The organism is Duganella sp. HH101 (assembly GCF_001758795.1).
GTDB lineage: Bacteria > Pseudomonadota > Gammaproteobacteria > Burkholderiales > Burkholderiaceae_D > Rugamonas > Rugamonas rivuli.
Genome location: NZ_LRON01000005.1, coordinates 58,112 through 80,487 on the forward strand (window position 1 = coordinate 58,112; position 22,376 = coordinate 80,487).

The 22,376-nt window shown below is 66.4% G+C and carries 16 protein-coding genes; 11 read left to right on the top strand and 5 right to left on the bottom strand.

Annotated features, from left to right (window positions below):
- Positions 1–10: 10 nt before the first annotated feature.
- Positions 11–1,045 carry a porin gene (locus DUGA2_RS09905; RefSeq protein ID WP_070269146.1) on the bottom strand — a complete coding sequence of 345 codons (1,035 nt, stop codon included), beginning with the start codon at positions 1,043–1,045 and terminating at the stop codon, positions 11–13.
- A gap of 207 nt (positions 1,046–1,252) precedes the next feature.
- Between DUGA2_RS09905 and DUGA2_RS09910 the strand changes: the two genes are divergently transcribed.
- The 8 genes from DUGA2_RS09910 to DUGA2_RS09945 all read left to right on the top strand — a co-directional run bounded on the left by DUGA2_RS09910 (position 1,253) and on the right by DUGA2_RS09945 (position 8,796).
- Positions 1,253–2,272: a putative 2-aminoethylphosphonate ABC transporter substrate-binding protein gene (locus DUGA2_RS09910; RefSeq protein ID WP_070269363.1), complete on the top strand. Its 1,020-nt coding sequence runs from the start codon at positions 1,253–1,255 to the stop codon at positions 2,270–2,272.
- Positions 2,273–2,282: 10 nt separating this feature from the next.
- The gene (locus DUGA2_RS09915; RefSeq protein ID WP_070269147.1) at positions 2,283–3,392 is read left to right on the top strand and encodes an ATP-binding cassette domain-containing protein; all 1,110 of its coding nucleotides are present in this window, start codon (positions 2,283–2,285) and stop codon (positions 3,390–3,392) included.
- Positions 3,389–5,092, top strand: coding sequence for a putative 2-aminoethylphosphonate ABC transporter permease subunit (locus DUGA2_RS09920; RefSeq protein WP_229214654.1), 1,704 nt, complete (start codon positions 3,389–3,391; stop codon positions 5,090–5,092). The genes DUGA2_RS09915 and DUGA2_RS09920 overlap by 4 nt, the downstream gene beginning before the upstream one ends.
- Positions 5,093–5,121: 29 nt before the next feature.
- The gene (locus tag DUGA2_RS09925; protein ID WP_070269148.1) at positions 5,122–6,234 is read left to right on the top strand and encodes a 2-aminoethylphosphonate--pyruvate transaminase; all 1,113 of its coding nucleotides are present in this window, start codon (positions 5,122–5,124) and stop codon (positions 6,232–6,234) included.
- Between the two features lie 16 nt (positions 6,235–6,250).
- A complete protein-coding gene (gene phnX / locus DUGA2_RS09930) occupies positions 6,251–7,096 on the top strand; it encodes a phosphonoacetaldehyde hydrolase (RefSeq protein WP_210402547.1) in 846 nt (281 codons plus the stop codon).
- Between the two features lie 78 nt (positions 7,097–7,174).
- On the top strand, positions 7,175–7,903 hold the full coding sequence (gene phnF / locus DUGA2_RS09935) for a phosphonate metabolism transcriptional regulator PhnF (protein WP_083296276.1): 729 nt from the start codon (positions 7,175–7,177) through the stop codon (positions 7,901–7,903).
- A gap of 3 nt (positions 7,904–7,906) precedes the next feature.
- Positions 7,907–8,305, top strand: coding sequence for a GFA family protein (locus DUGA2_RS09940; protein ID WP_070269150.1), 399 nt, complete (start codon positions 7,907–7,909; stop codon positions 8,303–8,305).
- 5 nt (positions 8,306–8,310) lie between these two features.
- Positions 8,311–8,796, top strand: coding sequence for an arsinothricin resistance N-acetyltransferase ArsN1 family B (locus DUGA2_RS09945; RefSeq protein WP_070269151.1), 486 nt, complete (start codon positions 8,311–8,313; stop codon positions 8,794–8,796).
- Here DUGA2_RS09945 and DUGA2_RS09950 read toward each other — a convergent pair.
- Positions 8,793–11,894, bottom strand: coding sequence for a two-component regulator propeller domain-containing protein (locus tag DUGA2_RS09950; RefSeq protein WP_070269152.1), 3,102 nt, complete (start codon positions 11,892–11,894; stop codon positions 8,793–8,795). The genes DUGA2_RS09945 and DUGA2_RS09950 overlap by 4 nt on opposite strands.
- A 179-nt stretch (positions 11,895–12,073) precedes the next feature.
- Here DUGA2_RS09950 and DUGA2_RS09955 point away from each other — a divergent pair, with 179 nt between their 5' ends.
- The gene (locus DUGA2_RS09955; protein ID WP_229214655.1) at positions 12,074–15,799 is read left to right on the top strand and encodes a response regulator; all 3,726 of its coding nucleotides are present in this window, start codon (positions 12,074–12,076) and stop codon (positions 15,797–15,799) included.
- Here the strand turns inward: DUGA2_RS09955 and DUGA2_RS09960 are convergent.
- The 3 genes from DUGA2_RS09960 to DUGA2_RS09970 form a co-directional block, all read right to left on the bottom strand.
- Positions 15,793–16,914: a branched-chain amino acid ABC transporter substrate-binding protein gene (locus DUGA2_RS09960; protein ID WP_070269153.1), complete on the bottom strand. Its 1,122-nt coding sequence runs from the start codon at positions 16,912–16,914 to the stop codon at positions 15,793–15,795. The two genes, DUGA2_RS09955 and DUGA2_RS09960, sit on opposite strands and share 7 nt — an antisense overlap.
- A 132-nt stretch (positions 16,915–17,046) precedes the next feature.
- Positions 17,047–17,865, bottom strand: coding sequence for an ABC transporter substrate-binding protein (locus DUGA2_RS09965; protein WP_229214656.1), 819 nt, complete (start codon positions 17,863–17,865; stop codon positions 17,047–17,049).
- A 39-nt stretch (positions 17,866–17,904) separates the two neighbouring features.
- Positions 17,905–19,248, bottom strand: coding sequence for a hypothetical protein (locus DUGA2_RS09970; RefSeq protein ID WP_070269154.1), 1,344 nt, complete (start codon positions 19,246–19,248; stop codon positions 17,905–17,907).
- 201 nt (positions 19,249–19,449) lie between these two features.
- Here DUGA2_RS09970 and DUGA2_RS09975 point away from each other — a divergent pair, with 201 nt between their 5' ends.
- A complete protein-coding gene (locus DUGA2_RS09975; RefSeq protein ID WP_070269155.1) occupies positions 19,450–19,824 on the top strand; it encodes a hypothetical protein in 375 nt (124 codons plus the stop codon).
- Positions 19,825–19,897: 73 nt separating this feature from the next.
- On the top strand, positions 19,898–22,321 hold the full coding sequence (locus DUGA2_RS09980) for a catalase (protein ID WP_070269156.1): 2,424 nt from the start codon (positions 19,898–19,900) through the stop codon (positions 22,319–22,321).
- The last annotated feature ends 55 nt before the right edge of the window (positions 22,322–22,376 follow it).

Sequence of the window (22,376 nt, forward strand, 5' to 3'; positions counted from 1 at the left end):
GATAAAGAAATCAAAAAGCGTGGCGCAGGCCGACGTTGAATTCGCGGGTGCCAGCCACCGCGCCGGCCTGTCCGGCCGCAGGCAGCGTGGCGCTGTAGGTATGATAAGCGGCGCCATTCTTGTTGGTCATGCGCGCAGCCGACAGGTAGGCGATGGTGCGCTTGGACATATCGTAGGTCCAGGTCACTGCGATTTGATGCGCATCCTTGTCGGCGCTGCTCTTGTCGTCCTTGCGGATATAGCTCGCCAGCAGCGTGTGGGCGCCGAACGGGATCGATGCGCCGAGCAGCAGGTCGCGATTGTCGGTGCTGCCGCTTCCCTTGTTGCTGCCGTAGATGACGATCGCCTTCAGCACCTGGAAGTTGTAGCTGCCGCTGAGGACATAGTTGGTCGCCTTGTCGCTGGCGGTGGCGTTGTTCAGCGTGTTGTAACCGGCCTTGAACAGCACAGGGCCGCCGGCATACGTGATGGACGCGCCGATGTCGCGCGAGGCGGCGTTGTTGCCGGCCACTTCACCGAATCCATACAGCACGTCGGCGGTGACGCCGCCGACGGTGGGCGTCGTGTATTTGACTGCGTTGTTGATGCGCTTGCCGTTGGTGGCGAACAGATTGCTGCCCGCGCCGGCAAAGCCGTCGTCCATCGGCTCCACCAGTTTCCACGCCAGGTATTCCGGTCCGTATTGGCGGCCCAGCGTGATCGCGCCCAGCGTACTGCTCTTGATGCCGACGAAGGCCTGGCGGCCGAACAGCAGGCCGCCCTGGTCGGACGCGCCGGTGTCGGCCAGGATGCCCGATTCCAGCGTGAAGATGGCCGACAGGCCGTTGCCCAGGTCTTCGGCGCCCTTGAAGCCGATACGGCTGCCTTGCAGCGTCCCGCTTTGCATCTTGGTGTCGTTGCCGTTGAAGCCAGAGCTGCCGGCGGTGGCGCCGGAGACGGTGGCGACGCCCACATCCAGCACGCCGTAGATGGCGACGTTCGATTGCGCCAGCGCGGCGCCGGCGCAGCCCGCGCATAGCGCCGCGGCCAGGAGTTGTTTGTTCATTCCGTTGATTCCCGATGAGAGTAGAAGAGGTGCCCATGCCAGGCCCGATGCCTGAGCGCCGAAGCTTAATCGCCGATTATTACAAGATCGTGACGTCTAGACGACTAAATATCGAGATCAAAATAAAAATACAGACATCTAGATGTCATTGAGCCGTCATATTCGGTGGCTAAGATGGCGCTCTCGTTCAACTTTCTGGAGCTGCAGATGTCCGTCTCAACTATTCGCAAGTCGCTCGCCGCCGTCCTGTCCATGGGCGCGCTGGCGGCGCATGCCGACACCACGCTGACCGTGTACACCGCGCTGGAGGCGGACCAGCTGAAAGCCTATCAAGCGAAATTCGAAGCCGACAATCCGGACGTCAAGCTCAAATGGGTGCGCGATTCGCACGGCATCATCGCCGCCAGGCTGCTGGCCGAAAAAGCCGCGCCGCAGGCCGACGTGGTGATGGGCGTGGCCGCCACCGCGCTGCTGTTGCTGGACAAGGAAGGCATGCTGCAACCGTATGCGCCCAAGGATGTCGACAAGCTGTCCAAGCGCTATGTCGACAGCGCCGTGCCACCGAGCTGGGTGGGCATGGATGTGTGGGGCGCGGCGATCTGCTTCAACACGGTGGAAGCGGCCAAGCTGGGATTGAAGAAACCGGAATCGTGGAAGGATCTGCTCAAGCCGGAGTACAAGGGCAAGATCGTCATGCCGCATCCTGCTTCCAGCGGCACCGGCTATTTCGACGTGACCGCGTGGCTGTCGCTGTTCGGCGAAAAGGAGGGCTGGACTTTCATGGACAAGCTGCACGAGAACATCGCCCAGTACACGCACTCCGGTTCCAAGCCGTGTAAACAGGCGGCGGCCGGCGAATTCCCCGTCGGGATCTCGTTCGAGTACCGCGCCGCCAAGCTGAAGGAGGGCGGTGCGCCGCTGGACGTGGTGCTGCCGAAAGAGGGCCTGGGCTGGGACATCGAGGCGACCGCCATCCTCAAAGGCAGCAAGAACCAGGAAGCGGCGCGCAAGCTGGCCGATTGGTCGGCATCGCGGGCGGCCAATGAACTGTTTGCGAAAAACTTCGCCATCGTCGCGTATCCGGGCATTACCAAGCCGCACCCCGCCATCCCCGCCGGCTACGAAACGCTGCTGATCAAGCAGGATCTGAAATGGTCTGCGCGCGAGCGCGAACGCATCCTGGCCGAATGGACCCGTCGCTACGACGGCAAGGCAGAGCCGAAATAAGGGCAGGAACATGAAGCAGAGCGATTTCCCGTTGTCCGCGCCAGAACTCGCGTCGCCGCAGGCGGACTGGTTGCGCATTGAAGGCGTCAGCAAGCGTTTCGGCTCGGCCCTGGTGCTGGACCAGATCGACCTGACGATGCGGCGTGGCGAGTTCCTTTGCCTGCTTGGCCCCTCCGGCTGCGGCAAGACGACGCTGCTGCGGGTGATCGCCGGACTGGAGGCGCAGGATGGCGGGGTGGTCGTCATGGGCGGGCGGAATATCGGCATCCTGCCACCGGCCAAACGCGATTACGGCATTGTCTTCCAGTCGTACGCCTTGTTCCCCAACCTGACGGTGGCGGAGAACGTGGCATATGCATTGAAGCTGCCGCGCAAGGAGCGCTGCGCGCGCGTTGCGCAGCTGCTGCAGATGGTGGAACTGGACGGCAAGCAGGAGTACTATCCCGCACAACTGTCGGGTGGACAGCAGCAGCGCGTGGCATTGGCACGGGCGCTGGCGACGTCGCCCAGCCTTCTGCTGCTGGATGAACCCCTGTCCGCGCTGGATGCGCGGGTGCGCGACAATCTGCGGCAGGAGTTGCGGGCCTTGCAGCGCCGCCTGGGCATCACCGCCATCATGGTGACGCACGACCAGGAGGAGGCACTGGCGATAGCCGACACCATCGCCGTCATGTCGCATGGCCGCATCGAGCAGGCCGGAACGCCGGAGCAGGTCTACCGGGAACCGGCCACGCGCTTTGTCGCCGATTTTGTCGGCCGCGCCAACTGGCTGCCGGTGCGCCAGAACGAAGCTGGGCTTGTAACGGCGGGCGATCTGTCGTTTGGATTGAGCTTGCCGCTCGGGGCGCGCGCCGCCACCGCGTTCTGCCGCCCTGAGGATATCCGCGTCGAGCCGCATTGGTCGGCTGGCGGCAAGATGACGATGGCGATCGTGGAACGCGTGGACTTTCTGGGCGGCGTGCGGCGAGCCGTGCTGACGCTGGCCTCCGACCGCCATGTCGAACTGACGGCGGATGTGGCGCGCAATGAACCCGGCTATGAATTGCTGATACCCGGCCAGCGCGTGCCGATCTCGATCGCGCCGCACAAGGTGCGCTATTTCGTCGATGGTGCGGCATGAGTGGATTGACGGTATCGCGCTTTGTTCGCTTCGACGCCGGCATGCAAGGCATCGACGAGCGGATCGCCGGCCTGTTGCAATGGCTGTGCGTGGCGGCGTTGACGGTGTTTGTCGCGCTGCCGTTGGCGGCTATTTTTATCAAGGCGGGGCAGGACGGCAGCGGCGCATTTGTCGGACTGTCGCAGCTTGTGCGGACCGTCGCCGAGGAGCGCATCCAGGCCGCCGCCTGGAACAGCCTGAAGCTGGCTGTGATGACGTTGATGCTGGTGCTGCCTGCCGCCTTCGTGTTCGCTTTTGCGTTGACGCGATCCCGCGTCCCCGGCAAGCCCTGGCTGCGGCTGATCGCCTTGTCGCCGTTGCTGGCGCCGTCGCTGATGCCGGCGATTTCGCTGGTCTACCTGTTCGGAAACCAGGGACTGATCAAGGGCTGGCTGGGCGGTGCGACGATCTATGGCCCGCCAGGCATCGTGCTGGGCGAAGCTTTCTACACTTTTCCGCACGCCTTGCTGATCCTGACCGCCGCGCTGTCGGTGGCGGATGCGCGCTTGTACGAAGCGGCGGTGGCGCTGGGCGCCGGACCGCTACGGCGCTTCCTCACCATCACGTTGCCGAATGCCCGCTACGGCCTGGTGTCCGCCGCCACGCTGGTATTGACGATGGTGGTGACGGACTTCGGCGTGCCCAAGGTGATCGGCGGCCAGACCAATGTGCTCGCGCTGGAAGCGTACAAGCAGGTGCTGGGGCAGCAGAACTTCAATCGCGGCGCCGTCATCGGCCTGCTGTTGCTGCTGCCGGCGCTGGCCAGCTTTGTCATCGAGCGCCGCGTGGCGAAGCGCGCGCAAGGCGCCATGAACGGCCGTTCGGTGCAGTACCGCGCCGCACCGAACGCCTGGCGCGACACGGTGCTGTCGGCGGCCTGCGGCGCGGTCGCGCTGTTCCTGGTGGCGCTGACCGGCGTTGCGGTCGCGGCGGCGTTCATCAAGCTGTGGCCCTACAACACCGAGCTGACCTTGGCGCATTTCGATTTCGAACACCAGGATGGCGGCGGCTGGCGTTCCTTCCGCAATAGCCTTCTGCTGTCCGGGACCAGCGCGCTGGCAGGCACGCTGCTGGTGTTCCTGAATGCTTATCTGATGGAGAAGATGCCGCAGTCGCGCGTCGCCGTGCCGTTGTCGCGCGCCATTGCCATCATGCCGATGGCGGTGCCGGGCATGGTGCTGGGATTAGGCTACGTGTTGTTCTTCAGCGCTCCGGCCAATCCGTTGCATGGCCTGTATGGCGGCATGACGGTGCTGGTGGCCTCGTGCATCAGCCACTTCTACACCACGGCGCACCTGACGCTGACGACATCGCTGCGCCAGATCGACGGCGAGATCGAAGCCGCTTCCCGCAGCCTTGGCCGCCATTGGTGGGTGTGCTGCCTTCGCGTCACCCTGCCCATGGTGCTGCCATCGATGCTGAACGTGTTCCGCTATCTGTTCGTCTCCTGCATGACGACGGTGAGCTGCGTGATCTTCCTCTATCGCCCGGATACCGAACTGGCGTCGCTGGCGGTGCTGAACATGGACGATTCGGGCGACACCGCCGCAGCCGCCGCCATGGCCACGCTGATTGTCGGCAGTTCCTGCCTGGTCTCCCTGGCGCTGAACGCCCTGGGCTGGTGGTGCGAGCGGCGCTTGCAACGCTGGCGCACCGCCTGAGTTTTTTACTTTTTTTCACCTTACTTGATATGACATCCATGCAAGCACCACTGCTGTTAACTCCCGGTCCCCTGACCACCACCGCCCGCACCAAGAACGCCATGCAGCATGACTGGGGTTCGTGGGACGGCGACTTCAATGCGCTGACCGCCCGCCTTGGCCGCCGCCTGCTTTCCATCATCGACGGCGGCGACGACTATGGCTGCGTGCCTTTGCAGGGCTCCGGCACCTTTGCCGTGGAGGCGGCCATCGGCACACTGATGCCGCGCGACGGCAAGCTGCTGGTGCTGGTGAACGGCGCCTACGGCAAGCGCATGGCGCAGCTCACCGCCATGATGGGCCGCCGCGTCGATATCGCCGATTTCGGCGAGACCGCGCCGGTCGATCCTGCGGTGGTGCGAGCGCGCCTGGCCGCCGATCCCGAGATCACCCACGTCGGCGTGATCTACTGCGAGACCAGCACCGGCATCCTCAATCCACTGGCGGCCATCGCCCACGAAGTTGCCGCGGCCGGCTGCAAGCTGGTGATAGACGCCATGAGCGCTTTCGGCGCATTGCCTCTGTCGTGCCGCGAGCTGGCTTTCGAAGCGGTGGTTGGCTCCAGCAACAAGTGCCTGGAGGGCGTGCCGGGCATGGGCTTTGTGCTTGCGCGCACCGATGCGTTGGCACAGGCGGAGGGGCGCTCGCATTCGCTGTCCCTGGACCTGCACGACCAATGGCGCTATATGAGCAGGACCGGCCAATGGCGCTACACGCCGCCCACGCACGTGGTGGCGGCGTTCGACTGCGCGCTGGGCCAGTATGAAGAGCAGGGCGGCCAACCGGCACGGCTGGCGCGCTACGAAGCCAATTGCAAGACACTGATCGAAGGATTGGCCGCCATCGGCCTGCGATCCTTCCTGCCGGCGGCGATACAGGCGCCGATCATCGTCACCGTCCATGCGCCGGACCATCCTAACTGGAATTTCACCGAGTTCTATAGAAGAGTGAAGGAACACGGCGTGATCCTGTACCCGGGCAAGCTGACGGCGGTGGAGACCTTCCGCGTCGGCTGTATCGGCGCCATCGATTCCAGCGACATGGAGCGCGGCGTCGCGGCTATCGCCAGCGTGCTGGCGGACATGGGTATGCAGAACAACTAACCTGAGGATATCAAGCATGAACATCATTACAAACAGCCAGCGCGCACCGGCCTACATGGGCGGCGTACAGGCGGTCGTCTTCGACTGGGCCGGTACGCTGGTCGATTTCGGTTCCTTCGCGCCGACGCAGGTTTTGATCGACGCTTTCGCCGGCTTCGGCGTGAAGATCTCGCTGGCAGAGGCCCGCGTGCCGATGGGATTGGCCAAGTGGGATCACATACAGGCGCTGGGCCGCCAGGACGGCGTCGCGCAGCGTTGGCTGGAGCGCTTCGGTGCGCCGATGGCGAACGCGGATGTCGATGCGCTGTACAGCGCCTTCCTGCCGTTGCAGGTGGAGCGCGTCGGGCAGTATTCCAGCCCGATCCGTGGCGCGGTCGAGGTGCTGTCCGCGCTGCGCGCGCGCGGCATCAAGATCGGCTCCTGTTCCGGCTACCCGCGCGTGGTGATGGACAAGCTGCTGCCGAAGGCCGCCGCCGACGGCGTGGTGGTCGATCACGCCGTCGCCACGGATGACTTGCCGCCGGGCGGCCGCCCCGGCCCCTGGATGGCGCTGGAGAACGTGATTGCGCTGGGCGTGAAGGACTTGTCGGCCTGCGTCAAGATCGACGACACCACTCCCGGCATCGCGGAGGGCTTGGCTGCGGGCATGTGGACGGTGGGCGTAGCCATGTCGGGCAATGAAGTCGGCCTGACCGAGCAGGAACTGGCCGCGCTGCCGGAAGCGGAACGCGAGCGGCGGGGCGCGGTGGCGGCGGACAAGCTGCTGTCGGCCGGCGCTCACTACGTCATCGGCAGCGTTGCCGAGCTGCCTGCGGTACTGGCGCTGATCGAAGCCCGGCTGGGCAAGGGAGAGCGGCCGTAAAGCGCGTGCATACCACTTCCACGGCAAATATGCGACAATCGGCGCGGTTTCCTTTACTGCCCGATGGAGTGCTGCTGAATGTCTGAAAATATGATCGTCCGCCAGGCCGGCACCACCGTCTGGAAGCAGATCCAGGAGTCGCTGGGCAATGAGATTCTGGGCGGCCGCCTGCAAGGGCGGCTGCCGAACGAAACGGAACTGGCGGAGCGCTACGCCGTCAACCGCCATACGGTGCGGCAGGCGGTCAAGGCGCTGGTCGAGCAGGGCATGGTGGAAGTGGTGCATGGCCGTGGCACTTTCGTGCGCGAGGACTTCATCGATTACCAGATAGGGCGTCGCACGCGCCTCGCGCACAGCGTGGTCAAAGCGCGCCGTGTCGGCAAGAGCGAGATTCTCGACTGGGAGAGCCTGCGGCCTTCGGCGGAGATCGCCGGCCTGCTCGATCTGACTTCGCGCGCGAAGACGCTGGCGGTCAATTCGCTGGACGTGGTGGACGGCAAAGTGATCGGCGTATGCACCCAGTACTTCCCGCTGCCGCGCTTCGAAGGGTTCGGCGAAGCGTATTCGAAGGCTGGCAAAACGCATCTGGCGTTGGCGCAGTTCGGCGTCGAGCAGTTCCAGCGCAAATTGAGCCGCATCACCGCGCGCCTGCCGACCAACGAAGTGGCGCAGCAGCTGGGGCAACCAACCTCGCTGCCTATCCTGTATGTGGAAACCGTCTACGTCGACCAGGATGGCAAGCCGTTCGAATACGGCATCTCCAATTTCAGCAGCGCCGCCGTACAGCTGGTGATCGAACCGGACTAAACGATGAAAAAATATAACGGCAGCTGCCATTGCGGAGCGGTGCGCTTCGAGGCGGATATCGATTTGAGCCAGGGCAGCCTGCGCTGCAATTGTTCGTTCTGCCTGAAGATACGCTGCTGGGCCGTGATGGTGAAGCCGGAAGCCTTCCGCCTGCTGGCCGGCGAGGCCGAGATGAACGTCTACCAGTTCGGCGCGAAGAACGAGCATCACTACTTCTGCAAGCATTGCGGCGTGCGGCCCTATGGCATCGGCAACTCGCCGCGCTACGGCGTGTTCTACGGCGTGAACGTCGCCAGCCTCGATGGCGTCGGCGACGAGGAACTGGCCAACGCTCCCATCACCTATGTCGACGGCCGCGCCGACAACTGGATATCTCCGCCCGCCGAAACCCGCTACCTTTGACACCGATGATCAGACCCGCCACGCCTGACGATGCCGCAGCCATCGTCGCCATCTACAACCACTACATCGCCACCACCACCATCAGCTTCGAGGAGCATGCAGTCACGCCGGAGGAAATGGCGGGCCGTATCCGTGATGTCACCGCAGGCCTGCCTTGGCTGGTATATGAGCAGGATGGCATGGTGCTCGGCTACGCCTACGCGACCAAATGGCGTGCCCGCAGCGCCTACCGGTTCGCCGCCGAGACCAGCGTCTACCTGGAGTTCGGGCAGGGCGGCAAGGGCATTGGAAAGGCGCTGTACAAAGCGCTGCTGGAAGAACTGCGCGTCCGCGAGATCCACATGGCGATAGGCGGCATCGCGCAACCCAACGAAGCCAGCGTGGCGCTGCACGAAAGCCTGGGCTTCGAGAAGGTCGCGCACTTCAAGCAGGTCGGCCGCAAGTTCGACCGCTGGATCGATGTCGGCTACTGGGAGTTGCAGCTTTCCTAGGCCGTCTGCGCCGAGTTGTCCTCGGGCGCCAGCACGCTGCGCTTGCCGCCTTCGGAACGGGCGCGGTACAGCGCCTGATCGGCCGCCAACACCAGGTCCTCGGTGCTGCCGTCCTGCGCCGCCGGCAGCGAAGCCACGCCGATGCTGGCGCTCACCCCACCCGATGACGCTTTCGCATTCGGCAGGTTCAACGCGGCGATGGCATCTTCCATGCGGTGCGCGATCAGCATCGCTTCCGCGCCGCTGGTGCCGGGAGCGAGGAAGGCGAACTGGCTGGCGCCGTAGCGCGCCACCAGATCGCCCGCGCGCTGCACGGAACCGCTCAGCGCATCGGCTACGCGCCGCAGCACGTCGTCGGCCGCCTGCTGGCCATGGTGGTCGCGGTAGGCGCCTAGATGGTCGATCTCCACCAGGCCCACCGCCACCAGCTTTTCCTCTCGCGCAGCGCGCCGCCATTCGCGCGCCAATTGGTCGTCGAAGCAGCGGCGGTTGGCGATGCCGGTCAGGCTGTCGGTGGCCGACAGGTTGGCCAGCTTGTGCTGGGCTACCCGCAGCGCCTCCGTACGCTCCTGCACCAGCGCTTCCAGTTCGCGCGCCCGCGCATTCAGGCGCCTTACCGCCCAGCGGAACAGCACCGCCATCGACGCCAGCACCAACAGCACCACGGCAGTGCGCGCCCACCACGTTTCCCACAGCGGCGGCGTGATGGTGATCGGCAGGACGATTTCGTCGCGGCTGGCCACGCCCTTGTTGTTGGTGCCCTGCAGGTGGAAGCGGTACTTACCCGGCGCCAGATTGGTGTAGGTGGCCACCGGATGTCCCGCATCGGCCTGCACCGGTTGCTGGTCGAAGCCTTCCAGCCAGTAGGAATAAGCGTTCCTGCGCGGTTCGGCGTAATGCAGCGCGGCGAACTCGACCGAGATGGTGTTGGCGATCCACGGCAGGCTCAGTGAACGCGGCTGCGTCAGGCTGCCTTCCAGCACCACGTCCGCCGGCGGGTTCCTGCCGCCCAGCGAACGATTGAGCACGCGGATGTCGGTGATCGCCAGCTGAGGCGGCCGCGAGGCGCTGCTGTGGATCGCCGGATTGACGGCGGTGACGCCGCTGCTGCTGCCGAAGTAGAGCAAGCCGTTGCCGGTGTTGGCGGCGGAGTCCATGTAGAAGCCCTCGGTCAGGCCGTCCTCCACGGAGTACTCTGTGACGGAGCTGGAGACCGGATCGATCTTGCTCAGGCCCGCCGCCGTCGTCACCCAGATCATGCCGTTTTTATCCGAGCGTATCGCTTCGATCAGGCGCGTACCCAGTTCGCCCTTCTCCTGGATGCGGGTGATGGTGAATGCGCCGTTCTTGCCGGCCACCACGTGGTTCAAGCCCTTGGACGTGCCGACCCACATGCTGCCGTCCGCGTCCTGGTGCAGGCTGCTGATACGGTCGCTGCTCAGGCTCGCGGGATTCTTCGGATCGAGCCGGAAGTGTCGGAACTTGCCGGTCGCCGGGTCCAGCATATCGAGGCCGCCGCCGCGATAGAACTCGCCGCTCCATACGCGGCCGGCGCTGTCCTCCACCACCGTGGTGGCGCCGTTGACGCTGCGGCTGTCCGGGTTCTTGTCGTCGTGCGCATGGCTCTCCACCGCGCCGCTGGCCGGATCGTAGCGCAGCAGCGCGGTGCCCGTGGCCAGCCACAGCACGCCGCCGCGTCCGGGCGCGATGGAATTGATGAAGTCCGTGGTCTTGCTGCCGAAGTGGATCACCTTGAACTGGCCGTCCGGCGTGTCCAGGCGGTTCAGGCCTTCGGAAGTTCCTATCCACAGCGTGCCCTCCGGCGCCTGGTAGGTGCTGTAGATGACGTTGGAGCTGAGCGCCCCGGGACGCTTCGGCGTGGCGCTCCAGGTGCGCACCATCTCGCGCTTGGCCGGATCGAACAGCGCCAGGCCGTCGTCCAGCGCGAGCCACAGCCGGTTGTTGGCGGCGGCGCCCACGCTGCGCACGAAATTGCTGGACTTGACGAAGTCCGGATCGACGTCGCGCGGGACGAAGCGCTCGAAGCCGTGGTTGCCAAGGTTGGCGCGGCTGACGCCATCGGTCAGCGAACCTACCCACAAGGTGCCGCTGCGGTCGCGCATGGTGGTGTTGATGGCGTCGCTGTTGAGGCTATGCGCGTCCTCGGCGCGGTGTCGGTAGGACTGGAACTGGCGCAGCTCGCGGTCCCAGCGCAGCAGGCCGCTGGTGCGGGTGCTGATCCACATGTCGCCGGCGCGGTCTTCGTCGATGTCGGTCACGCGCTTGGCCTGCACGGACAAGGCCTCGCGCTTGTCCCAGGGTTCCCCCGCCTTCCACGTCACCAGGCCGTCGGCCGAACCTATCCACAGCGTGGCGGCGCTGTCGAAGTACAGCGCGCGCACGTCGTTGGCCTTGGGGTTGGGATGCTCGGGATCGTCGACGCGGAAGTGCTGGAAGCCGGTGGCGCCGGGCGCCATGTAATCCAGTCCGCCGGGCCAGGTGGCGGCCCAGACGCCGCCCTTGTTGTCGACGGCGACGGCGTTGATGTCGTTGTAGGTCAGGCTGTCCGGTTTGGCGTCGTCGTGCTGGTGGATGACGAAGCTGCCCTTGCGCGGGTCGAAGTGGTGCAGGCCGCCCCATGTCGCCACCCACATGCCGCCCTTGTAGTCGGAGACGATGCGGCGTACGATGCGCGCGTTGTTCGGTCCACCTTTGGGCAGGTAGCGCGTGAAGTTGTTCGCCACCCGGTCGAAGCGCGCCAGGCCTTCGTCGGTGCCCACCCACAGCTTGCCGGTTTCGTCCTCGAACAGCGAGGTGACGCGGCCGCCCGGAAGGCTGTGCGGGTCGGACGGGTCGTTCATGTAGCGCACCTGCTTGTGGCCATCGTGGCGGAACAAGCCGCCCTCGATGGTGCCGATCCAGACGAAACCCTGCCGGTCCTGGAGGATGGCGAGGATGGCGCGGCTGTCGGCGCCCAGCGAATCGACCGCCGTGAAGGCCAGCGGGCGCGGCGCCGCCGGCGCTGGCGCGGTGTGCAGGCAGGCCAGCGCGCCGCACAGCAGCAGGCGGAGGATGTGGCGTAGGGGCGTGCGCGGCATGGTGAGACCTTGGTATTTTGGCTGTCCAAGTAAAGCACATAAATGGCCGCCATGGAAGCGGTTGAGCAACACTTTTCCGCTATAATCGGCGGACAAACATTCATGCAACGCAAGGCGCCATGGACGGATCCCCAGACGGAGTACCCCTGCACCCGGCGCCACCATCGGCGCGAAAGCCTTTGCACATATGGGCCGCTTTGCGGCAGCGCGGCCTGCTCGGCAGGCGCGCCATGCGCTGGGCCGCGCTGGCGCTGCTGCTGGCCGGCGGCGCGGTGCTGATCCAGCGCCAGTTGGTGTTCCAGCAGCACGCGCGCGACTTGAAGGCGACGGCGGACGACATCGCGCGCCAGATCCAGATCGACAGTACCGACGGCCGCGTGATGGGCGGCGCCATTCTCATGGGATTGGTGGAGGACAGCGTCAAGCTGCTGCTGGCCGGCGAACTGGCGGCGGACGCCTACCGCCTGCACGTGGACTTCGCCGCGGTCCTCGACCAGTACAGCGCCGACACCGTGTTCGTGCTGAACGGAGAGGGCACCACCGTCGCTTACCTGAACAAAGAGGGCAAGGCCATCGGCGTGGGGCGCAACCTGCGCTACCGCCCGTACAGCCGGCGCGCGCTGGCAGGGCAGGCCAACGTCTACGCCGCCATCGGCAGCAACTCGCACGAACGCGGGCTGTATTTCGCCGCGCCCATCTACAGCGGCAATTCGCGCGATACGCCGATAGCCGGCGTCTACACCATCAAGATGCCGGCCGGTGAAATCGACCGCGTTCTCTCCCGCAGCAAGGACCCCGTGCTGCTGCTGTCGCCGGACGGCGTGGTGTTCGCCACCAACCGCAACGAGTGGCTGTTCACGCTGGCCGGGAAGGTCGCGCCTGCGCGCCTCGCCCAGCTGGAAAAGGAGAAGCAGTTCGGCGAACTGTTCTCCGGCACCGGCCCGCTGCAACTGCCGTTCGAGCCGACGGGAAAACAGGTCGATATCAACGGCCGTACGCACGCGCTGGCCGCCAGCAATTTGAACTGGCCGGACGACGGCGGCGCCTGGCGCGTGCTGGTCGTGCAGGACAAGGCCGAGTGGCTGCCGTTGTGGAACCAGCTGGCGCTGGCCGCCGCCTGCGTCGCCGCCGTCTGGCTGTGCGCGATGGTGGTCACGGGCCGCACCCGCGCCGCCGAAAGCGCGCGCCGCCTGCGCTTCGAGAACGAGCGCCGCATGCGCGAGATCACCAACAACCTGCCGGTGGCCGTGTACCAGTTCCAGATGGACGCGTCGGGCCAGCCGCGCTTCCGCTTCATGAGCCCCGCGATCACCGCTATCACCGGCTTGCAGGCCAGCGATGTGCTGGACGACGGCGCCATGCTGTTTGCGCTGCTCGATCCGGACGGCCGCGCGGGCCTGCTGGCGCAGATCGCCGACAGCGCGCGGCAGCACTGGTCCATCCATCGCCGCGTGGAGTTCGGCGCGCAGGGGCTGGTGGCGGCGCGCTGGGTCGACATCCACTGCACCTGCGTGCACCAGCATGCGGACGAGGAAGTGTGGAACGGCTACCTGGCCGACGTCACCGCCGAGCACACGGCGGGGCAGGCGCTCAGCGCCGCCAAGCAGACCGCCGAAGACGCCACGCGCAGCAAGTCGCTGTTCCTGGCGAATATGAGCCACGAGATCCGCACGCCGATGAACGCCATCATCGGCATGAGCCACCTGGCGCTGAAGACCGGCCTGACGCCGCGCCAGCACGACTACGTGCAGAAGATCCAGCGCGCCGGCCAGCATCTGCTGGGCATCATCAACGACATCCTGGACTTCTCCAAGATCGAGGCCGACAAGCTGCAGGTGGAGAACCAGCCGTTCGAGCTCGATCAGCTGCTGGAGAACCTGGCCACGCTGATCGGCGACAAGGTCAACGCCAAGGGCCTGGAGCTGGTGTTCGACGTCGCTCCAGACGTGCCGACCGCGCTGGTGGGCGATGCGCTGCGGCTGGGCCAGATCCTGATCAACTACGCCAACAACGCCGTCAAGTTCACCGAGCAGGGCGAGGTGGCGGTGACGGTGCGCGTGCGTGGCAGCGACGAGCACCACGTGCTGCTGCACTTTGCCGTGCGCGACACCGGCATCGGCTTGAGCGAAGAGCAGATGCGCCAGTTGTTCCAGAGCTTCCAGCAGGCCGACGCCTCCACCACGCGCAAGTACGGCGGCACCGGCCTGGGCCTGGCGATCTCCAAGAAACTGGCGCAGTTGATGGGCGGCGAGGTCGGCGTCGAGAGCCAGCCGGGAGTTGGTTCGACCTTCTGGTTCACCGCCCGCCTGGAGATAGGCCAGGGCGCGCGGCCGTCGCTGCTGCCATCGCCGGACCTGCGCGGCCGGCGCCTGCTGGTGGTGGACGACAACGACAGCGCGCGCAGCGTGCTGGCCGAGCTGCTGCGCGGCATGCGCTTCGACGTGCGGGTGGCGTCGTCCGGCGCCGAGGCGCTGGGCATGGTGCGCGATGCCGCGGTCGGTGGCGAGCCGCTGCACGTGGTGCTGCTGGACTGGCAGATGCCGGGCATGAGCGGCATCGACACGGCGGCCGCGATCAAGGCGCTGGCGCTCCATGAGCCGCCGCGCATGATGATGGTGACGGCGTACGGCCGCGAGGAAGTGCAGCAGCAGGCGCACAACGCCGGCATCGACGATGTGCTGATCAAGCCGGTCAACTCCTCGGTGCTGCTCAATACCCTGATCCGCTTGCTGGGCGGCGAAGTGGACGACAGCGCGCTGGCGCGTCCGGCGCCGGTCAGCACGCTGGCCGCTCTGGCCACGCTGCGCGGCGCCCGCGTGCTGCTGGCCGAGGACAATGAACTGAACCAGCAGGTGGCGGCGGAGCTGCTGGCCGACGCCGGCCTGGTGGTGGAAATCGCCAACAACGGCGCGGAGGCGGTGGCGATGGCGCAGCGCGCGCAGTACGACATCGTCCTGATGGACATGCAGATGCCGGTGATGGATGGTGTCGAGGCCACTCGGGCATTGCGCGCCTTGCCGGCGCTGGACGGCTTGCCGGTGGTGGCGATGACGGCCAACGCCATGCAGGCCGACCGCGAGCTGTGCATCCAGGCCGGCATGGTGGACTTCGTCATCAAGCCGATCGAACCGGACGACCTGTGGCGCGCGCTGCTGCGCTGGGTGCCGCCGCGCCATGCGATGCCGGCGCCCGACGACGTCCGGGACGAAGCATTGCCGTACGCACCTCTGCACGCACCTCCGCACGCGCCGGCCGCGCAGGAAGACGACTTCCCGCTAGCCATTCCCGGCCTGGACATGGTGAGCGGCTTGCGCCGCGTGCTGGGCAAGCGGCCGCGCTATCTGGCCATGCTGCGCGGCTTTGTGGCCAACCAGGCCGGCGCCGTGCGGCAGATCTCCGCGCTGGTCGCGGCGGGCGACCGCGCCGGCGCCGAACGCGGGGCGCATACGCTCAAAGGCCTGGCCGGCAATATCGGCGCGGGCGCCTTGCAGTTGTTGGCTGGGGAAGCGGAACACGCGCTGTCGCCGGCGGCGGTGGGCGAGGCCGGGGCGGCCGAGCTGTCGGCGCGGTTGGCGCCGCAGCTGGCGCAGCTTGAAGCGGTGCTGGCGGGGCAGGTGGCCGCCATCGTTGCATGCCTGCCGGCGGAGGCGGAGCTGGCCGCCGTGGAAGTCGACCCGGCGCAGCGCGACGCCGTCGTGCGCGAACTGGCCGAACTGCTGGCCGACGACGACGCCCGCGCCGAACGGCTGCTGGTGGAGCATGGCGCGCTGCTGGCGGCGTCTTTCCCGCAGCACTACCGCAAGCTGGAACAGGCGGTCGGCGATTTCGACATGGAGCTGGCGCTGTCGGTGCTCAACAGCGCCACGGGGGCGGCCGGGATGGCCGACCCCAGCCTGCATCAATAGGTGGTCAGTGGAGCCGGCTGGCCGCCCTTGAAGTTGAAGATCGTCACAGGCGACTGTTTCATGTCGCCGCGCTCGTCGAACGAATAGGTGCCCGTCACGCCCTTGTAGGCACCGGCGCTGATGGCCGCTCCCACTTTCTGCGGATCGAGCGAATTCGTTTTCTGCATCGCCTGCGCGTACATCATGGTCGCATCGTAGTAGGCGGCCGCGTAGACGTCCGGCTCCTGCTTGAAGCGGGCCTTGAACTTGGCCTTGAAGGCCGGGCCGCTGGCGGCCTTGTCGAGGATGGCGCCGCCTTGCGAGCACAGGACGTTTTCGCCGACGGCGTCTCCACCCAGCTTGCCCATCTCCGCGGTGCAGATGGTGTCGCCGCCCAGCAGCTTGGCGTTGATGCCCAGCTGTTTCATCTGGCGCGCCATCGGTGCGGCCTGCGGCGCATAGCCGCCGAAGAAGATCGCTTCGACCTTCTTGTTTTTCAGCTTGGTCAGGATGGAGGTGAAGTCGAAGGCTTTGTCGGTGGTGAACTCGTGGCCGGCCACGGTCATGCCGGCGGCCTTGGCCTGCTTCTTGAATTCTTCCGCCACGCCCTGGCCGAAGGCGGTGCGGTCGTCGATCACGGCCACGGTCTTGAGCTTCAGTTCATTGGCGGCGTACAGCGCCATCTTGGTGCCCAGCTGCGAATCGCTGGCGTTCACGCGGAACAGGCCCTTGTAGCCTTGCTGTGTGAGCTTGGGGTTGGTGGCGACGGAGGCGATCAATACGCCGGCGTCGTTGTAGGCGCGCGAGGCGGGGATGGCGACGCCCGAATTGTACGGGCCGACCACGTACTTGACGCCCTGGTCGATCAGCTTCTGCGCCGCCGCCACGCCGGCCTTCGGATCGCCCTGGTCGTCTTCCGATTGCAGTTCGAACTTGAGCTTCTTGCCGGCCACGGTGATCGGCTTGGCGTTCAGTTCCTCGACCGCCAGGCGCACGCCGCTTTCGTTGTCCTTGCCCGAAAACGCCTGCGCGCCGGACAGCGGGCCGCTATGGCCGATCTTGACGACGGTATCCTGTGCCTGGACGCCGGCGGCGCCCAGCAGCGCGAGGGCGGCTGCAATATGCTTCAATTTCATGCGATCTCCTGAGTGGTGTTGTAAGGCGATGACGAGATTATCGCCAAAAATGCAAAATATTATCGTGTGACTTGGGCTTTCGATTGGCTGGTTTTAAGGCATATCGCCTTTCAAACGGGGCGTGTTCAAAATTTAATTCGGTGGGCGCTGGCGCCTGGCGTCCTCCTCGCGCTTGCGGATGCGGGCCAGGGCGGCGTTGATGCGGTCGATGATGCCGTCGTCCTTGCCGCGGGCGATGGCGAAAAACAGGCCGCTGTCGGTGGCCAGGGGTTTGGGCAGCACGCTGAAACCGGCGTTGGCGGCGGCGTCCAGGCCGGGCATGCGGGGCGCCATGAAGTCGCGCAGTTCGGCTTCGATGTCGCGGGCGGTCTGGGGGCTGGGCTGGAACATCACCACCGCGTCCACGCGCTTGAGCATCAGCCGGGTGAGGCGGGTGCCGCGCGAGGAGATGTCCTCCTCGGTGCGAAACAGCTTGCGGCTGCGCGCCTGTTCGAATTCGTCGCCGTATTGGTAGCCGCGCACCGTGCCGATGGTTTTGCCGCGCAGGTCGTCGATGGTGTTGAAGGCGAAGGTGGCGTCGCTGCGCGTGACCAGCCACAGGTTGTTGTAGGCGGCGATGTCGGAGTAGTGCAGCGCGCGCAGGCGGTCGGCCGATTTCGGCAGTCCGAAAATCAGGCCCGCGCCGTCGATGGCATAGCGTTCGGCGCGGGCCCAGGGATACATATGAGGCGCGAAGGTGACGCCCAGTTCCTGTTCCAGCGCGTCGAGCAGTTTGCGCTTGATGGCCGTCATCGGCTTGGGCTTGCCCTGTTCGTCGAGCGTATCGCCCATCAGCAGTGGGACGACCGGCGTGCCTGCGACGGCATGCGCCGGCATCCCGCAGCACAGTGCGGCGGCAAGCAGGATTCCCGGAATCGGCAAGCGTATCATCGGCAATTGAGCAGTGGGCATCGGCCGATTATTGCACGCTTCCGGTAGCCGGTCTCCGAATTATGGTGCGCTGCCGATCGCGCGCGAGCGGGCGGTGGCTTCCACGGCCGGCACGCGCGGGATCGCGTCGGCGGCCGCTTGGGCGGTTGCGGTGCTGGCGCCTGTGTTGTTGATGTTGTAGGCGGCGATAGCCGACGCCAGCGCGGGGTTGGCGCGCAGCGGGTCGGTCTGCTGAGTGCTTGCCTGGACGGCCGCCACCTGTGCGGCGGCGTTCTGCGCCGCTTGCGCCTGCGCCGCCGCATTCTGGGCGGCGCTGGCTTGCTGCGCGGCGGCCGCGGCGGCGGCGTTGGCCGCCGCCAGGTCTGCGCTGTTAACCTGGGTCGCCGCAGTGGCGTCCGCCGCTTGCGCGACGGCCTGGTTGCCGGTCCGGGTTGCGCCTTGATTGTCGGTGCGGACCGCCGCCTGCGCCGTGTTTGCCTGCGCGGCATTGCCATCTTGCGCGGCATTGGCCGCCTCGGCATTCTGCGCCGCGATCACCTCGGCAGTCGATGCCTGGAGTGGATTGACGATGGGCGAGGGCGGGGCCAAGGGCTGCGTGTCGGGCCGCTGCTCCAGGCTTGCGCGCTGGGCGGCCAGGCGGTCCGCCGCGCTGTCCTGGAAGGGGTTTTGCGACAGCTGGTCGAGCGCCGTGCGGGCCACGTCCAGCCGGGCGTTCTCGGCGATGTCGGCCGGCGTCAGCCCGGGCTGCTGCCGCGCCGTCAACGCCTCCGCCGCGCTGGTGCCGGCGGCGCTCAGCTGTTCGGCAAAACGCGTCGCCACCGCGCTGAAGGTGTCGAGCGTGTTTTGCAGCGTGTCCGTGGTGCTCTGCTGATTGCTCCGGAAGGCGGTCCGCAGCACTTCGTTGTCCAGCGACAGCCCGCCGCTCGCATCCGACAGCAACGGCGGCTGCAAGGTGAGGCCGATCCGCGCCAAGGTCTGCGCGCCCGACTGCAGCGTTGTATTGTTGGCCGGGGGCTGTTGCAGGTTTTGCACCAGCTGGTTCAGCAACGACGGCCCTTGCGGTTCCGCCTGGTTGAAATCGACTGCGGGCAATAAATTGAACGCGTTCACGACATTCTGCGTGGTGTCGTTCAAGGTCGCGGCTTGCTCGGCGGTTTGCCGCGCGTCGATGCCGTTGGCGGCCGCCGATTGCAGCTGGGTCAGTTGTTGCTGCGATTGCGACACCGTCAGCAGGAAGTTCGCCACCGGCGACAATTCCACCGATACCGAGGCCGGCGCCGGCGCGTCGGTGGCCGTGTCGGCCGCTGTCACCAGGTCGGCGCGCACCGGCGCCACGGCGGCGCTCTCGGCCACCGGTGCAACATTGGCCGGCGTGGTCAGCGCTGCGGATGAGATGGGAAACATGCCGCCCTCCTGTATCGTCTTTATCCGCCCCAGCATCCTCCTGTCGGACGCTGCCGTCCGTGTGCCACTTCACATAGCGGGCCGATTGCTGCGATGCGTTGCCCAGCTTGCCTCTCTGTTAGCTTCCGCACGGTTAAGCGGCGGCGATGAGCCTATCTTGTCCCTGGCAGTTCCAACATTCACCCGAAAAAGGAAAGCATCATGGAAAACAGCATCGATAGCAAAATCAACTCCGCCCGCGACGGCGTCACCCAGATCGGCAACAACCTGCGCGCCGACGCGCATGCCGCCATCGACAAGGTCGCCGACAAGGTGCCACCGACCACCGACCGCCTGGCCAACAGCGCCCATAACGGTGTCGACAAGGTCGCCGACGGCGTCAACAAAGTGGCCGACACCGTGGAAAGCACCTCCGACCGCCTGATCGCACGCGGCAAGCAAGTATCGGCCAGCTGCAAGGCGCTGACCGAATCGGGCCGCAGCCACGTGCGCGCCAGCCCGGCCATTTCGGTATTGCTGGCCGCCGCCGCAGGCTACGGCATCTCCAAGCTGCTGAGCTCGCGCAGCGCCAAGTAAAACCAGGTTGCCCGGCCGGGTTGTCGCTCGATACGCGGTAGCCTGCTCGGGCGCCGCTGACCGGGGTACATCCATGGGTAATTCAAAAAAAGCGCCGGCGTCCGTCATCGGCGCCGGTTCCGTTTTGAGCACTGTGTCGGGGCCTTCATCGGCGCCGCCGCCATCGCATCTGGGGAACGACTCCCCATCGCAGCAAGCCTTGCTGGCCAAGGCGGCAGCCGGCCAGCAGCTGGCCGCCGGCATGGCCTTCAACGCCAACAAATCCAATGAACACGGCGCAGCCGCGCTGGTGCCGCAGGCCGGGCAGACCTGCCCCGTGCCGCATCCGGCCGCCACCGCCAGCACCGCCGGCGAGACCACGCCGTCGGCCAAGACCGGCAAGGGCGTGCCGCCGCAGGGCGTCAACCCGCTCAACGCATCGCTGGACCGCGTCCGCGTCGACAGCGGCGGCCAGCGCCTGACCACCAACCAGGGCGTGCCGGTAGCCGACAACCAGAATTCGCTGAAGATCGGCCTGCGCGGCCCGACCGCGCTGGAAGACTTCATCCTGCGCGAAAAAATCACCCACTTCGATCATGAGCGCATCCCTGAACGCGTGGTGCACGCGCGCGGCTCGGCGGCGCATGGCTACTTCGAAAGCTACCGCGACCTGAGCGACACCACCCGCGCCGCGCCGTTCGCCGCTGCCGGCAAGCGCACGCCGGTGTTTGTGCGCTTCTCCACCGTGGCGGGCGAGCGCGGCTCGGCCGACACCGTGCGCGATGTGCGCGGCTTCGCCGTCAAGTTCTACACCGACGAAGGCAACTGGGACCTGGTCGGCAACAACATGCCGGTGTTCTTCATCCAGGATGCGATGAAATTCCCCGACCTGGTCCACGCCGTCAAGCCGGAGCCGCACTTCGCCATGCCGCAGGCGTCCAGCGCGCACGACACCTTCTGGGACTTCGTCACGCTGATGCCGGAATCGACCCATATGCTGATGTGGCAGATGTCGGACCGCGCCATCCCGCGCAGCTACCGCACCATGCAGGGCTTCGGCGTGCACACCTTCCGCCTGGTGAACGCCGAAGGCGCATCGGTGTTCTGCAAATTCCACTGGAATCCGGTCGGCGGCACGCATTCGCTGATGTGGGACGAAGCGGCCAGGATCACCGGCGCCGATTCCGACTTCCATCGCCGCGACCTGTGGGAAGCGATCGAGGCCGGCGCCTATCCGGAATGGGAGCTGGGCCTGCAGATCTTCACCGAGGAGCAGGCCGCGCAATTCCCGTTCGACGTGCTGGACGCCACCAAGCTGGTGCCGGAAGAACTGGTGCCGGTGCAGGTGGTCGGCAAGATGACCCTGAACCGCAACCCGGACAACTTCTTCGCCGAGACCGAGCAGGTGGCCTTCTGCACCGCGCACGTGGTGCCCGGCATCGACTTCAGCAACGACCCGCTGCTGCAGGGCCGCATCCACTCCTACCTGGACACGCAGATCAGCCGCCTGGGCGGTGTCAACTTCCACGAGATACCGGTCAACGCGCCGCTGGCGCCGGTGCACAACAACCAGCGCGACGGCATGCACCGCCAGGCGATCGTGCGCGGGCGCGTGGCCTACGAGCCGAACTCGCTGGGCGGCGGCTGCCCGTTCCAGGCCGGCATGGCGGGCTTCACGACGGCCGCCGCCAGCATGCCGCAGCCGCCGGAGGACAAGGTGCGCGGCAAGCCTGAACTGTTCGCCGAACACTATGCGCAGGCGCGCCTGTTCTGGATCAGCCAGACCCCGGCCGAGCAGACGCACATCGTCAATGCCTTCCGCTTCGAACTGAGCCGGGTGCAGACGCAGGCGATCCGCGTGCGGCTGCTGTCGATGCTGGCCAATGTCGATCCCATCCTGGCCGAAGGCGTGGCGCAGGGACTGGGCCTGGAAGTGCCGGCGCCGATGCCGCTCGCCACCGACGCCGAATCGCCGCACTACGAACCGTCGCCGGCCTTGTCGCTGCTGGCGCGGCCGGGCGAGACCGGCATCGCCACCCGCCGCGTCGCCATCCTGGCCGGCCATGGCGTGGAGGCGGCCAGCGTGAAGGCCATCTATGCCGATCTGCTGGCGGCGGGCGCGGTGCCGCGCATCGTGGCGCCGCAGCTGGGGCAACTGACGACCGCCGACGGCGGCAAGCTCGATATCGAGATTTCCATCGAAGCCGGTCCGGCGGTGCTGTACGACGCGATGATCGTGGCCGACGGCGCCGCCAGCGCCGCCATGCTGATGGGCGACGCCGACGCGCTGGACTTCGTGCGCCTGCAGTACCGCCACTGCAAGCCTGTGCTGGCGGTGGGCGCCGGGGTCGAGCTGCTGGTGAAGGCGGGCGTGCCGGCCACGCTGGAAAGCGGCGCGCCGGACCTGGCGCTGTGGAGCACGGACGCCGGCGGCCTGGCAGCGGCGCTGGCGGAGTTCAAGCTGGCGCTGGCCGGGCACCGCAACTTCCAGCGCGAGACGGAGGCGGTGGCCCTGTAAAGCTATCCCTTTTGTCCGGGCTGTAAAATACGCAACAATGACGAGCATAGTGATA